Below are 13,780 nucleotides of genomic sequence, written 5' to 3' on the forward strand. Positions count from 1 at the left end.
CAGCGCGTCGAGGTCGTGGGCGGGATCAAAGGGAATCGGTTCATTCAGCACGGCATCCTCCAGTACAAGAGATGAGCAGACAAGCGACATGGACGGGAACTCAGGCCGGGACGAGGGGCGCGGCCTCGACCTGGCGCGCCAGCATCGCCGCCACCTCGGCGGGCGGCAGCGGGCGGGCGAAGTAATAACCCTGGGCGCAATCGCATCCCATCGCGCACAGGTCGGCCAATTGCTTGGGCGTCTCGACCGCCTCGGCGATCACGTTCAGGCCGAGGCGGTGCGCCATCGACACGATGGCCTCGGCGATCGCGAACGAGCGCCCGCCGGGCCTGCCCGCGCCCGCGCCGGCCGCGCCCAGGCGGCGCACGAACAGGCCGTCCATCTTGAGGATGTCGATCGGCAGCTCGGACAGGTAGTTGAGGCTCGAGTAGCCGGTGCCGAAGTCGTCGATCGAGACCAGCACGCCGGCCTGGCGCAGCCCGCTCATCAGCGCGCAGTTGCCGGCCAGGTCTTCGATCAGCATGCCCTCGGTGATCTCGAGGTCGAGGCAGCGCGCCGGCATCCCGGTTTCATGCAGGATCGCCAGCACCCGCGCCGGCAGCCCGGGCTCCTTGAGCTGGCGCGCCGACAGGTTGACCGCGGTCTTGATCTCGGGGAGGCCGCTGGCGCGCCAGGCGCGGTTCTGCAGACAGGCGGTGCGCAGCGCCCAGTCGCCGATCGGGACGATCATGCCGGTCTCCTCGGCTAGCGGAATGAAGCGCCCAGGGTCGACCCGCCCGTACACCGGATGCTGCCAGCGCAGCAGGGCCTCGACGCCGACCACGCACCGGGTGGCCAGGTCGATCTGCGGCTGGTATTCCAGGAACAGCTGGCCCTGCGCGAGGGCGTCGCGCAGGCCGTTCTTGAGGGCCAGGCGCTCGCTCTGCGGCTGCACCGTGTCGCCGGAATAGACCTGGACGCTGTGCTCGCCCCAGCGCTTGGCGCTGCGCATGGCGATGTCGGCGCGCTTGAGCAGGGCGTCGAGGTCGCAGTCGGCCGCTGGGTACAGGGCCACGCCCACCGCCAGCGTGACGAAGCATTCGCGCCCCGCCACGCTCAGGGGCAGGCCGAAGCGGTCGAGGACCTTCTCGGCCACCACCTGGGCGTCGGACTCGAAGCTCAGGTCTTCCAGCATCGCGATGAATTCGTCGCCGCCCCAGCGCGCCACCGTGTCGGAATCGCGCAGGCAGCGCCGGATCGCGGCGCCGGCCTGGGCCAGGAGCTCGTCGCCTGCCTCGTAGCCGAATTCGTCGTTGATCTCCTTGAAACCGTTGATGTTCAGGAGCAGCAGCGCCACCAGGCGACGGTTGCGGTTGGCGCGGTCCATGGCGTGACGCAGGCGGTCGCGCAGCAGGCTCCGGTTGAGCAGCCCGGTGAGCTGGTCGCACTGGGCGCCGCCCTGCAGGCGTCCGGCGCTCACCCGCGGGCCGCTGCCGGGGCCCTCCGCCCCGGCCTGCTCGACCGCCAGCTTGGGCAGCACCGGCAGGCGCTCGTCGTCGTCGTGGCACTGGACCCGGTTGCGCCCCAGGGACTTGGCCACGTACAGCGCCTCGTCGGCGCGCGCGATGGCCTGGGCCACGACCTCGCCGAGACGGTATTCGACTACCCCGACCGATACCGTCAGGCTGATCTCGCTGCCGCCGGTTTCCTGGCCACTGCAGCGCAGGCCGGCGATCACGCGCCGCACCCGCTCGGCTAGCACCAGCGCGTCCGGCGCAGGGGTCTCGGGCAGCATCAGGAGGAACTCCTCGCCGCCGTAGCGCCCGAAGGCGTCGGTGCCGCGCACCTGCCCCTGCACCGCCTCGGCGAAGCGGCGCAGCACCAGGTCGCCGGCCGCATGCCCATAGGTGTCGTTGATGCGCTTGAAGAAGTCGATGTCGAACAGGCACAGGCAGAACGGGCGGCCATTGCGGTCGGCGCGCTCCTTTTCGCGGTCGATCAGGCCGAGCAGGAAGCGGCGGTTGTGGCTGCCCGTGAGCTCGTCGCGGATCGCCAGCTCGTTGATGGTGGCCAGGGCGCGCTGCAACTTGACGAAGCCCTCGGTCTTGGTCAGTTCGAACAGCAGCACGAACACCAGCACCACCACGTACAGGCCGAGGTTGCAGATCAGGTGCAGCAGCGGCATGTCGAGGCTCGGGGTGTGCAGCGCAGCCAGGCCGAAGGCGCTCACGCCCCAGATCGCGGCGGCGGCGGCGCAGCTGACCATCAGCCAGAACACGCCGCTGGCCACCCCGCCCAGGAACATGGCCACCACCGGCGCGGTGATCAGCCAGCTGGCCGTGGGCGCATGGATGCCGCCCAGGTGCCAGGTCAGCCAGGTGAAATTGAAGAACAGCGCGCACAGGAACAGTTCGCGCGCCAGCGCGATGCTGCCGGTCAGGCGCAGCACCGGAGGCGCCATCAGCATGACCAGGCAGCAGGCCAGGATCTCGGCGGCCGCCAGCCGCAGGCCCAGCATCCAGTAGGCCAGCGCGTACAGCGGTCCGGCGGTGGCCGCCATCAGGGCGGCGTTGACCACGTTCTCGGCACGCGCGAGCGCGGTCGCATCCTGCCGCAGCCTGCCTGGTACGAACAGGTGCGCCGCGTCCAGGTAACGCCCGCGCCACCGCTGTCTGCTGTTATCGCTCATCAAGCATCCCATGCGCCACGCTCCAAACTCCGAGTGTAGGCAGGAAGATTCCTGTGAGCTTTATTTTCGAACAGAAAGTTACTGGAAAAATGAGGCGTGCCAAGCAATGCCACTCTGGCAAGGTCGCGCAGCGCCGCAGGCACTTCCGGGCGTTTTCACGGTCTGTATTCCGGAAGCGATTTTTCGGTGAAGGAGAACGCCATGACTATTCCCTACAAGCGCCTCGACAAGAACAACGCGGCGGTCCTGCTGGTCGACCACCAGGCCGGGCTGCTATCCCTGGTGCGCGACATCGGCCCCGACAAGTTCAAGAACAACGTGCTGGCGCTGGCCGACCTGGCGCGCTACTTCAAACTGCCCACCATCCTGACCACCAGTTTCGAGACCGGTCCGAACGGGCCGCTGGTGCCCGAACTCAAGGAGATGTTTCCGGATGCGCCCTACATCCCGCGTCCCGGCCAGATCAACGCCTGGGATAACGAGGACTTCGTGAACGCGGTCAGGGCGACCGGCAGGAAGCAGCTCATCATCGCCGGGGTCGTCACCGAGGTCTGCGTCGCCTTCCCCGCCCTGTCGGCGCTGGCGGAAGGGTTCGAGGTCTTCGTCGTCGCCGACGCCTCCGGCACCTTCGACGAGACGACGCGCAGTGCCGCCTGGGCGCGCATGAGCCATGCCGGGGTGCAGATGATGACCTGGTTCGGCGCCGCCTGCGAACTGCACCGCGACTGGCGCAACGATATCGAGGGCCTCGGCACGCTGTTCTCGAACCACATTCCGGATTACCGGAACCTGATGAGCAGTTTCAATACCCTGACGGCCTCGCACCAGGCCTCACGGGCGGGCGGTCCGGCCTGAGGCTTCGGCCATTCAAGCCCGGCGCAAGGCGATCGTGCGCCCGGCCCGCGCGCGCAGCTGGCCGCAGCCGCCGTCGACGTCCTGCCCGGCCGAATCGCGCAGCTTGGTCAGCACGCCGCGCGCATGCAGGCCGGCCGCGAGCGCGCGCGCGCGCTCCCAGCTCGGCCTTTGGTACGCCAGGTCCGGCACGGTGTTATAGGGAATCATGTTGAGGATGGCGTACTTGCCGCGCAGGAGCGACACGATGCCGTCCATTTCGTCCGCACCGTCGTTCACGCCTGCCAAGAGCGTCCACTGATACTGGATCGGATAGCCGCTCAGGCGCGCATAGCGCTCGCCGTGCTCCACCAGCGCCGAGGGCGACAGGCGCGGCGCGCGCGGCAGCAGTTCGGCGCGCAGCTGAGGCTTGGTGGTGTGCAGCGACAGGGCCAGCGCCGGTTTCACGCGCGCGTCATGCAGGCGCTCGAAGGCGCGCGGGTCGCCCACGGTGGAAAACACCAGGTTCTTGTGCGCGATCCCGGCCTCGATGCCGAGCAGCTCGATCGCTTCCAGCACATTGTCGAGGTTGTGGGCCGGCTCGCCCATGCCCATGAAGACCACCTTCCTCACCGGCCGGCGGCGACGCGCCAGCACCACCTGGGCCACGATCTCGCCGCTGGTCACCTGGCGCAGCAGGCCTTCGCGGCCGGTCATGCAAAACGTACAGCCGACCGCGCAACCAACCTGGCTCGAGACGCACACGCCATCGCGCGGCAGCAGCACCGATTCGACCATCTGGCCATCGCTCAAGCCCACCAGCAGGCGTTCGGAACCATCTTCGCCCGGGTGGCTGGAGACCAGCCGCACCAGGCCGGCCAGCTCGTCATCCAGCAGAGGCAAGGCTGCGCGGACGGATTTCGGCAGGAAATCGGACGCCGGACGGCGCCCGCGCTCGTGCGCGGCGCCCTGCACCCAGTCGCGCAGCACGCGCTCCTGGTGCAGCGGCAGCGCGCCCAGCAGGGCCAGGCGCTCGCGGATGCTGGAAACGCGCATCGTTTTTTTACCAGATGGTAAAAAATCAGTCGTTCTTGACGACGATGCTCGGGAACTTGCTGGTCATGTCCTTCGCCTTCTCGGCGACCTTGACGGCGACCTTGCGCGCGATCTCCTTGTACACGCTCGCGACCGGGCCTTCCGGATCGGCCACCACGGTCGGGCGGCCGGAATCGGTCTGCTCGCGGATCGACAGGTTCAGCGGCAGCTTGCCGAGGAAGTCGACGCCGAAGTCGCGGCACATCTTCTCGCCGCCGCCCGCCCCGAAGATTTCCTCGTGGTGGCCGCAGTTGGAGCAGATATGGGTGCTCATGTTCTCGACCACGCCGATGATCGGGATGCCGACCTTCTCGAACATCTTGAGGCCCTTGCGCGCGTCCAGCAGGGCGATGTCCTGCGGGGTGGTGACGATGACGGCGCCGGTGACCGGCACCTTCTGCGACAGGGTCAGCTGGATGTCGCCGGTGCCCGGGGGCATGTCGACGATCAGGTAGTCGAGGTCGCGCCAGTTGGTCTGCTCCAGCAGCTGCTGCAGCGCCCCGGTGACCATCGGGCCGCGCCAGACCATCGGCTCGTCCGGATCGATCATGAAGCCGATCGAGGACACCTGCACGCCGTGGTTCTCGAGCGGTTCCATGGTCTTGCCGTCGCGGCTTTCGGGGCGGGCGTTAATGCCCAACATCATCGGCTGCGAAGGACCGTAGATGTCCGCGTCCAGGATGCCGACGCTGGCGCCCTCGGCGCTCAGCGCCAGCGCCAGGTTGACGGCGGTGGTCGACTTGCCCACGCCACCCTTGCCCGAGGCGACCGCGATGATGTTCTTCACGTTCGGCATGACCTTCAGGCCGCGCTGGACCGCGTGCGACAGGATCTTGGTATAGACCCTGGCCGTCACGTTGCCCACGCCGGGCAGCGCCTTGACGCCAGCCACGACGCTGTCGCGGATGCCGGCGACCTGGCTGGCCGCCGGATAGCCCAGCTCGACGTCGAAGGAGACGTCCGCGCCGCTGAGCTTGATGTTCTTGATGGATTTGGAAGAAACGAAATCCTTCCCGGTATTCGGATCGATGACCGCCGACAATGCTGCCTTGACATCGTTCTCAGTGATGCTCATGTGTTTCTCCAGGTTATAGGGGCGAAGTGTAGCGCAAAATGCCGCTCGCTTCTTGTTGCTTTGGCAAACCCGGCGCCGGCCGCTGCGCAGGTGCCGCCTTCCGCTGGTAAAATGCTTCTTTCCATATAACCAAAGCGCTTCGACCACCATGACCCGCAAGCTGTTCGTCACCACTGCCCTGCCCTACGCCAACGCTGCCTTCCATATCGGCCACATGATGGAATACATCCAGGCCGACATCTGGGTCCGGTTCCAGCGAATGCAGCGCGATAATGGTACCCAGCGCCAGGTGCATTTCGTCTGCGCCGACGACACCCACGGCACCCCGATCATGATCGCTGCCGAAAAAGAAGGCATCACGCCGCAGGAATTCGTGGCCAAGATCGCCGCCGGCCGCCCACAGTACCTGAACGGCTTCCACATCGCCTTCGACAACTGGTATTCCACGGATTCGCCGGAAAACGTCGAGCTGTCGCAGGGCATCTACCGCCAGCTGCGCGACGCCGGCCTGATCGTCACCAAGACCGTCGACCGCTTCTACGACCCGGTCAAGGGCATGTTCCTGGCCGACCGCAACATCAAGGGCGAGTGCCCGGTCTGCCACGCCAAGGACCAGTACGGCGACAACTGCGAAGTCTGCGGCGCCGCCTACCAGCCGACCGAACTGATCAATCCGTTCTCGGTCTTCACCGGCTCGACCCCGATCCTCAAGCCCTCGGAGCAGTACTTCTTCAAGCTGTCCGACCCGCGCTGCTTCGCCTTCCTGAAGGAATGGCTGAACACCCCGGGCCGCCTGCAGCCGGAAATGGTCAACAAGGTCTCGGAATGGCTGGGCGAGTCCGGCGAAAAGCTGGCGGACTGGGACATCTCGCGTGACGCGCCCTATTTCGGCATCCCGATTCCTGACGCGCCGGGCAAGTTCTTCTATGTGTGGCTGGACGCGCCGGTCGGCTACCTGGCCTCGCTGAAGAACTACTTCAGCAAAAAGGGCATCGACTACGACGCTTTCCTGCACGACCCGGCGGCCGAGCAGGTCCACTTCATCGGCAAGGACATCGTGTCCTTCCACCTGCTGTTCTGGCCGGCGATGCTGAACTTCTCGCAGCACCCGATCATCGACAAGCTGAAGGTCGCGGTGCACGGCCACCTCACGGTCAACAACGAAAAGATGTCGAAGTCGCGCGGCACCGGCATCTCGCCGCTGCGCTACCTCGAGCTGGGCATGAACCCGGAATGGCTGCGCTACTACCTGGCGTTCAAGCTGAATGCGAAAGTCGAAGACCTCGACTTCAACGGCGAAGACTTCGTGGCCCGCGTGAACAGCGACCTGATCGGTAAGTACATCAACATCGCCAGCCGCTGCGCCGGCTTCATCGCCAAGAAGTTCGACGGCAAGCTGGCCGACAGCCTGTCCGATAACGCCAAGGGCTGGATCTGCAAGGCCCTGATGATTGACGGCGCCGAGCGCCAGGCCAGCATCGCGGCCGCGTTCGAAGCGCGCGAGTACGGCCGCGCGATGCGCGAGATCATGGAGATCACCGACATCGTCAACCAGTACGTGGACGAGAACAAGCCCTGGCTGCTGGCCAAGGATGAGTCGAAGCTTGCTGAACTGCACGACGTCTGCACCACCGCGCTGATCCTGTTCCGCCAGCTCACCATCATGCTGTCGCCGGTGCTGCCGCAGGTGGCCGCGCGCGTTACCGAGTTCCTGGGCGACACCGAACTGAGCTGGCTCGACACCCACGGCGCAGCCGTCTACGAAACCATGCTGGGCCGCACGATCGGCGCCTACAGCCACCTGATGCAGCGCGTCGATGCGAAGATGGTCGAGAACCTGTTCGACAAGCCGGCAGGCGTCCCTGCGGCGGCTCCTGCCGTGGCAGCCCCTGCACCGGCCGCCGAGGCTGTGGCACCGGTGGCCGAGGCCGCGCCGGCGGGCGACATCGAGGAACTGGCGCCGGAAATCTCGATCGACGATTTCCTGAAGGTCGACCTGCGCGTGGCGAAGATCGTCAACTGCGAACACGTCGAAGGCGCCGGCAAGCTGCTGCGCCTGACCCTGGACGTGGGCGAAGGCCGCTACCGCAACGTGTTCTCGGGCATCAAGTCGGCCTACAAGCCGGAAGACCTGGTCGGCAAGCTGACCGTCATGGTCGCCAACCTGGCGCCGCGCAAGATGAAGTTCGGCGTGTCGGAGGGCATGGTGCTGTGCGCGTCCGCTGCCGACGAGAAGGCCAATCCGGGCCTGTACCTGCTCGATCCGATGCCGGGCGCGCAGCCGGGCATGCGTATTCGCTAACTATACGCATGCAAAATTGGATCCCGGCCTTCGCCGGGATGACGTTGTTTGCAGTAAGTGGTAACGCAAGCACCGTCGTCCCGGCGCAGGCCGGGACCCAAGTTCCCAAGCGCACCACTAGCGCCCGCCTGCACCACCTCCCCCAACCGCCAAAATCAACTCCCGCCATCAACCACAGCGTTATAATGGCGTGTTTTTTCTGAAACTCGTGCCCCTACGGCCCTTGCCGGCAGGCCTTCTTCAGACCATACAAGATAGGTAGATAATAAGATGACCGAATTCACTCCTCTCCGCCATATCCCGCACGCCAACGTGTTCCGCAAGGGCGACGTCTTCGTCCTGTTCGGCGAGCTGTTCGGCCGCGGCTATGTGAACGGCCTGATCGACGAGGCGCGCGCTGCCGGCATGAGCATCGTCGGCATCACCGTCGGCCGCCGCGACGAGTCCGGCGCCCTGCGCGCGCTCACCGCGGAAGAACACGCCGAGGCGGAAGAGAAGCTCGGCGGCAAGATCGTCAATGTGCCGCTGATGGCCGGTTTCGACATGGACGCCCCGGAAGGCGAGCAGAACCCGACCGAACTGCTGGCGGACGTCAAGCTCAAGACCTGGCAGGACGACAAGCTGGACTGGGACAAGATCGAGCGCTGCCGCGAGGCCGGCGTGCGCCGCTTCACCACGTCCGCCGCCCAGGCGATGGCTGAGATCGACAAGCTGATCCCGGAAGGCGCGAACGTCTTCTTCGCCCACACCATGGCCGGCGGCATCCCGAAGATCAAGGCCTTCCTGGCCATCGCCAACCGCATCTACAAGGGCCGCGGCGAGCGCTTCGAATCCTCGCGCGCCCTGCTCGACAGCGACCTGGGCAAGCTGATCCTGATGAACTTCGACGAAGTCACCGCCAACACGCTCAAGTACCTGATCGATGCGTCAAGCACGATCCGCGAGCGCGTCACCAAGGCCGGCGGCGAAGTGCGCTACACCGCCTACGGCTACCACGGCACCGAGATCCTCATCCAGGGCGAGTACCAGTGGCAGACCTACACCAACTACACCCAGGGCTACGCCAAGATGCGCCTGGAGTCGATCGCCCAGGCAGCCTGGAACCAGGGCATCTACGCCACCGTGTTCAACTGCCCGGAAATCCGCACCAACTCCTCGGACATCTTCGTGGGCGTCGAGCTGTCGCTGTTCCCGCTGCTGGTCGCCCTGAAGAAGGAAGGCGGCGGAGCATGGGCCGACCAGCAATGGCAAATCTGCCAGGACCTGCTGGGCGACGGCATCTCGCTGCAGTCGCTGCTCGACACCATCGAGCACTACAACAACGACGCGACCAGCGCCCACTTCCGCAACTTCGAAGCCTGGCCGATGGACAACACCCCGGAACTGGCCGAAGTCATGATCGGCACCTCGGAAGCCATCACCAACCTGCACAAGGACAAGAAGGCGCTGATCACCGACCACCTGTCGAGCCTCGTATTGGAAGGCGCCGGCCCCCTGATGTTCCATGGCGCATCGGAAAAGATCGCCCCGGTGCTGTGGCTCAACCACGACATCATCGCCCGCCAGCTGAACGAACTGCACAAGTAAACTTGACGCGAACGGGCCGGGGCTGAAGAATCTGCCCCGTCTGTTTGCTACTTCATTCTGGAAATCATGTTCTTCAAGAAACAACACTCGCTGTACGAATCCGAGCACACCAAGTTCATCAAGGAACTGAAAGCCAAGACCCCGGGCATGGAAGAGCGCCAGGTGGAAGGCCGCGCCCTGCTGTGGGACAAGGCCCCGCTGTCGCTGGACGAACAGGAGCGCATCAACGCGTCGCGCCTGCGCCAGCAAGCCTACCCGTACCAGTCCAAGGTCTGAGGCTGAGGTAAGCCCCATGCTGCCCGAGCAGGCCGCGCCAAACGCGGCCGATCCCCCGCAGGATGGGGCGCCTCCGACTATCCACGACGAGCACCTGAACGCAGCGGCCGATGCGGCCGAGGCGGCCATCGCGCGCCTGTACGGCGAGCCTTTGACGCGCCTGCCCAACGACCTGTACATCCCGCCGGACGCGCTCGAGGTCTTCCTCGACGCCTTCGAAGGTCCGCTCGACCTGCTGCTGTACCTGATCCGCAAGCAGAACTTCAACATCCTCGACATCCCCATGGCGCAGGTGACCCTGCAATACCTGGAATACGTCGAGCAGATCCGCCAGCGCAACCTGGAGCTGGCCGCCGAGTACCTGCTCATGGCGGCGATGCTGATCGAGATCAAGTCGAGGATGCTGCTCCCCAAAAGGCACGAGGACCTGGTCGAGGACGTCGGCGACCCGCGTGCCGAACTGGTGCGCCGCCTGCTGGACTACGAGCAGATCAAGGCGGCGGCGGTGGCGCTCGGCGCCCTGCCCCAGGAAGGCCGCGACTTCGTACGCCCGCAGCTGTTTGTCGAACAGGGCGTGGCGCCCGTGCTTCCGGACGTGGATCCGTGGGACCTGCAGCGCGCCTGGCTGGATGTGATGCGCCGCGCCAAGCTGACCCAGCACCACCGGATCAGCCGCCAGGAGCTCTCGGTGCGCGAGCACATGTCCGCCATCCTGCGCACCCTGCAGTCGCAGCGCTTCGTCGAATTCTCCGAATTGTTCGCCGGCCAGCACACGATTCCGATCGTGGTTGTACACTTTGTCGCCATGCTCGAGCTGGCGAAGGAAACCTTGATCGAGATCACGCAGGCCGAACCCTTTGCGCCGATCTATGTGCGCCTGGCCTATTCCCCGGCTTGAAGGGCCGGTTACTTTATTCCTATTCCGTTACCCCCATGAAAATCATTTCCTCCATCGACGAACTGCGCGACCAGCTGCGCGGCCAGCTGCGCACCGCCTTTGTGCCGACGATGGGCAACCTGCATGAAGGCCATTTGTCGCTGATGCGCCTGGCGCGCCGGCACGGCGACCCGGTGGTGGCGTCCATCTTCGTCAATCGTCTGCAGTTCGGCCCGAACGAGGATTTCGACAAGTACCCGCGCACCTTCCAGGACGACGTGGCCAAGCTGGAAAAGGAAGGCGTCTACGTGCTGTTCGCGCCGACCGAGAAGGACATGTACCCGGAGCCGCAGGAATACCGCGTGCGCCCGCCCGAGGGACTGGGCAATACCCTGGAAGGCGAGTTCCGCCCCGGTTTCTTCGACGGCGTCTGCACCGTGGTGACCAAGCTGTTCTCCTGCGTGCAGCCGCGCGTGGCCGTATTCGGCAAGAAGGATTACCAGCAGCTGATGATCGTCCGTAACATGGCGCGCCAGTTCGCCCTGCCGACCGAGATCATCGGCGCCGAGACCTTCCGCGCCGAGGACGGCCTGGCCCTGTCCTCGCGCAACGGCTACCTCTCGAGCGAGGAGCGGCTCGAGGCCCCGGCGCTGTACCGGCAGCTGAACGCCGTCGCCGAGGCGATGCGCGCGGACAGCCGCGACGTCGCCGCCGTCGAGCGCCAGGCCATGGATTTCCTGGCCGCGCGCGGCTGGAAGCCGGATTATGTCTCGATCCGCAAGCGCATCGACCTGCAGGCGCCCGGCATGACCGACCTGGAAGCGGGCACGCCGCTGGTCGTGCTGGCCGCAGCCAAGCTCGGCAACACACGCCTGATCGACAACCTGGAAATCTGAGCGTAGTAAAAAACCATCGTTGCTTGCAGAATTGCAATATTAGTAGGACTGGCCTTATACTTGACGCGCGCGGAAACCAGCCGGTTTTCGCGCATCATGAAGGAATCTCGCAAGGAAAGTCGCCGTGAACGAAACCGCCGCTCCCATCGACCGCAAGGGCCCGCCGAGGCAGTCGGACGCGCTCAGCCGCATCGGCAGCACCGCCGAGCCGCATGAAATGCGCGATCCCTTCGATATCGGCGAGGCCTTGACCGCGCTGTCCCTGTCCGGCGAGCCGATCACCGTGTTCCCGGCCGGCTGGATCGAGCCGCTGCTGGCCCGCATCGAATCGGTCGACCCGGAGCTGCCGCATTTCGTGATCGACTTCACCGGCAGCGAGCGCCCGCCAGCCGGCAGGGCCACCCTGGTCGCTTCGCTGGGCGGCAACGCCAAGCTGCAGTTCGAGCTCGACCAGTCCTGGAAACCGGCGCCCTCCGACAAGCTGCACGTGCAAGCCGAATTCCCGCCCTCCTGCCTGGTGCTGAACCGCCGCGCCGCGCGCCGGGTCGAGACGCCGGTGGGCGTCCATTACCTGGCGAACTTCCGCATCAAGGGCGCCGAGATGGAACTGCCCCTGTACGACTTCTCGCAAGGCGGCGTGGGGCTGCGCGCGGCGCCCGAGCAATGCTTCGGGCTGCACGTGGGGAAGAAGCTGGAAGGCGTGCGCCTGCAGCTGGGGCCGAACCTGGTGATCATGGCCGACCTCGAAGTGCGCCTGCTGCGGCCGTTCCGCACCTTCCTGCTGGGTGAGCAGGTGCAGATAGGTTGCAGCTTCGCGAGGATCTCGATGCAGATGCAGCAGACCCTGGAACGCTTCGTGACCACCGGGACGCCGGAGCGGCGGGCGGTGCCACGCTAATTTTTCTTGCGCCTCAGGCGGCGACCGACTGCGCCCAGGCCAGCGCCGACAGGTGCGCCTTGTTGACTTCCAGCGGGGAGATCTCGAGCGACTCCGCCAGCCCCGCCACCAGCTTCGAATTGAGTTCGCAAGCTTCGGCCAGGGCCAGGTAAGGCCCATATTTGCCTTCGCGCGACACCAGCGCCCGGACCACTTCCTCGGGCAGCGGCACCGTCTCCAGCACCTCCTGCATCGGCAGGCCCAGCAGCCGGTCCAGCAGCGAGAACATGCCGGCCACGAACAGGTGCTCGCCCTCGCCGCGCAGCGCCGTCGAGCCGAGCAGCTCGGCCAGGCGGCCGCGCACCACCGCGGTCTCCATCAGCACCGGCGAGTAACCGCTCGAACTGGCCGTCGCCAGCAGCAGCACTAGCCAGCGGTACAGCGGCGCATAGCCCATCAGGGCAATCGCCTGGCGCAGCGACTCCACCCTGCGCGCGGCCCCGAAGCCCGCGGAATTGATGTAGCTGAGCAGCTTGTAGGTGAGCGCCGGATCGCGCTTCAGGATGTTCTCGAGCTTGGGCAGGTCCTCGTTGTTCTGCACCAGCTGCATCAGCTGCAGGATGGTGCTCTGGGTCGGGTTCATGCCCTTGACCGGGTTGCCCGGCCGCGGGGTCAGGTGCAGCTTGCCGACAAAGGCATCCAGGCCGAGGGTGGCGCAGGCGTCGAAGTCGGCCCAGGTGGCTACCGGACGGCCCACCATGCGCACCGCGGCATGCCTGGCGGCGGCATAGGTGCGGGCCTGGGTGGCGACGTCGCTGCCGGCGAACTGCACCTCGACGTAGGAGGCATAGGGCGAGAGGTTGCGGCCCAGCAGCTTGAGGTCGGCGCCGCGGATCGACACCCCTACCCCGCCCACGCGCACCGCCTGCACCGCCGCGCGCACGTCAGGGTCGGTCAGCTTGCGGATATTCAGGGTCAGGACGGTGCGCTCCGGCGGCAGCGCGTGCAGCGCATCGAGGGAGAGCATCTCCGGGACGGCATCGAGGAACAGGACCTTGTCGCGCAGCAGCCAGCCGTGCTCGGCATGGTTGACATGCTCGGCGACGAAGCCGACCAGGTCTTCCAGTTCCTGGTCGCTCGGGACCTTGCCGTCGTGATGCTGCCACGACAGCTCGTAGCCGATGACGCGCTGCCTGGGGTCGAGCAGCGGTTCGCGGACGATGAAGTTAGTTTGATGCATGTGGCGCGTGAGTGAAACGTGTGACGGTGCGCGGGCGGCCCCGTGGCCCGCGCGCC

At 66.0% G+C, this 13,780-nt stretch carries 11 protein-coding genes; 7 read left to right on the plus strand and 4 right to left on the minus strand.

Annotation, left to right across the window (positions count from 1 at the left end):
- Positions 1–100: 100 nt before the first annotated feature.
- Positions 101–2,668, minus strand: coding sequence for a putative bifunctional diguanylate cyclase/phosphodiesterase (locus tag B2R83_RS22760; protein WP_292045293.1), 2,568 nt, complete (start codon positions 2,666–2,668; stop codon positions 101–103).
- Between the two features lie 201 nt (positions 2,669–2,869).
- Between B2R83_RS22760 and ycaC the strand changes: the two genes are divergently transcribed.
- The gene (gene ycaC, locus B2R83_RS22765) at positions 2,870–3,523 is read left to right on the plus strand and encodes an isochorismate family cysteine hydrolase YcaC (protein ID WP_292045295.1); all 654 of its coding nucleotides are present in this window, start codon (positions 2,870–2,872) and stop codon (positions 3,521–3,523) included.
- 12 nt (positions 3,524–3,535) lie between these two features.
- Here the strand turns inward: ycaC and B2R83_RS22770 are convergent, their stop codons facing one another.
- Positions 3,536–4,555, minus strand: a complete 1,020-nt coding sequence (locus B2R83_RS22770; RefSeq protein ID WP_292045297.1) for an RNA methyltransferase — start codon at positions 4,553–4,555, stop codon at positions 3,536–3,538.
- 25 nt (positions 4,556–4,580) lie between these two features.
- Complete coding sequence (gene apbC / locus B2R83_RS22775; RefSeq protein WP_209586090.1) at positions 4,581–5,669, minus strand: iron-sulfur cluster carrier protein ApbC; 1,089 nt, start codon at positions 5,667–5,669, stop codon at positions 4,581–4,583.
- A 148-nt stretch (positions 5,670–5,817) separates the two neighbouring features.
- Here apbC and metG point away from each other — a divergent pair, with 148 nt between their 5' ends.
- The 6 genes from metG to B2R83_RS22805 all read left to right on the plus strand — a co-directional run bounded on the left by metG (position 5,818) and on the right by B2R83_RS22805 (position 12,505).
- On the plus strand, positions 5,818–7,971 hold the full coding sequence (gene metG, locus B2R83_RS22780; RefSeq protein ID WP_292045299.1) for a methionine--tRNA ligase: 2,154 nt from the start codon (positions 5,818–5,820) through the stop codon (positions 7,969–7,971).
- 270 nt (positions 7,972–8,241) lie between these two features.
- Positions 8,242–9,558 carry an enoyl ACP reductase FabMG family protein gene (locus B2R83_RS22785; protein WP_292045300.1) on the plus strand — a complete coding sequence of 439 codons (1,317 nt, stop codon included), beginning with the start codon at positions 8,242–8,244 and terminating at the stop codon, positions 9,556–9,558.
- A gap of 66 nt (positions 9,559–9,624) precedes the next feature.
- A complete protein-coding gene (locus tag B2R83_RS22790) occupies positions 9,625–9,834 on the plus strand; it encodes a DUF3460 family protein (protein WP_027863751.1) in 210 nt (69 codons plus the stop codon).
- A gap of 16 nt (positions 9,835–9,850) precedes the next feature.
- The gene (locus tag B2R83_RS22795; protein WP_292045301.1) at positions 9,851–10,732 is read left to right on the plus strand and encodes a segregation and condensation protein A; all 882 of its coding nucleotides are present in this window, start codon (positions 9,851–9,853) and stop codon (positions 10,730–10,732) included.
- A 35-nt stretch (positions 10,733–10,767) separates the two neighbouring features.
- The gene (gene panC / locus B2R83_RS22800; RefSeq protein WP_292045302.1) at positions 10,768–11,607 is read left to right on the plus strand and encodes a pantoate--beta-alanine ligase; all 840 of its coding nucleotides are present in this window, start codon (positions 10,768–10,770) and stop codon (positions 11,605–11,607) included.
- A gap of 124 nt (positions 11,608–11,731) precedes the next feature.
- On the plus strand, positions 11,732–12,505 hold the full coding sequence (locus B2R83_RS22805; protein ID WP_292045304.1) for a PilZ domain-containing protein: 774 nt from the start codon (positions 11,732–11,734) through the stop codon (positions 12,503–12,505).
- Between the two features lie 13 nt (positions 12,506–12,518).
- Here B2R83_RS22805 and B2R83_RS22810 read toward each other — a convergent pair whose 3' ends face one another.
- Positions 12,519–13,724, minus strand: a complete 1,206-nt coding sequence (locus B2R83_RS22810) for an EAL and HDOD domain-containing protein (protein WP_292045305.1) — start codon at positions 13,722–13,724, stop codon at positions 12,519–12,521.
- Positions 13,725–13,780 lie beyond the last annotated feature (56 nt).

It is taken from the genome of Massilia sp. UBA6681 (assembly GCF_002454935.1).
Classification (GTDB): domain Bacteria; phylum Pseudomonadota; class Gammaproteobacteria; order Burkholderiales; family Burkholderiaceae_D; genus Telluria; species Telluria varians.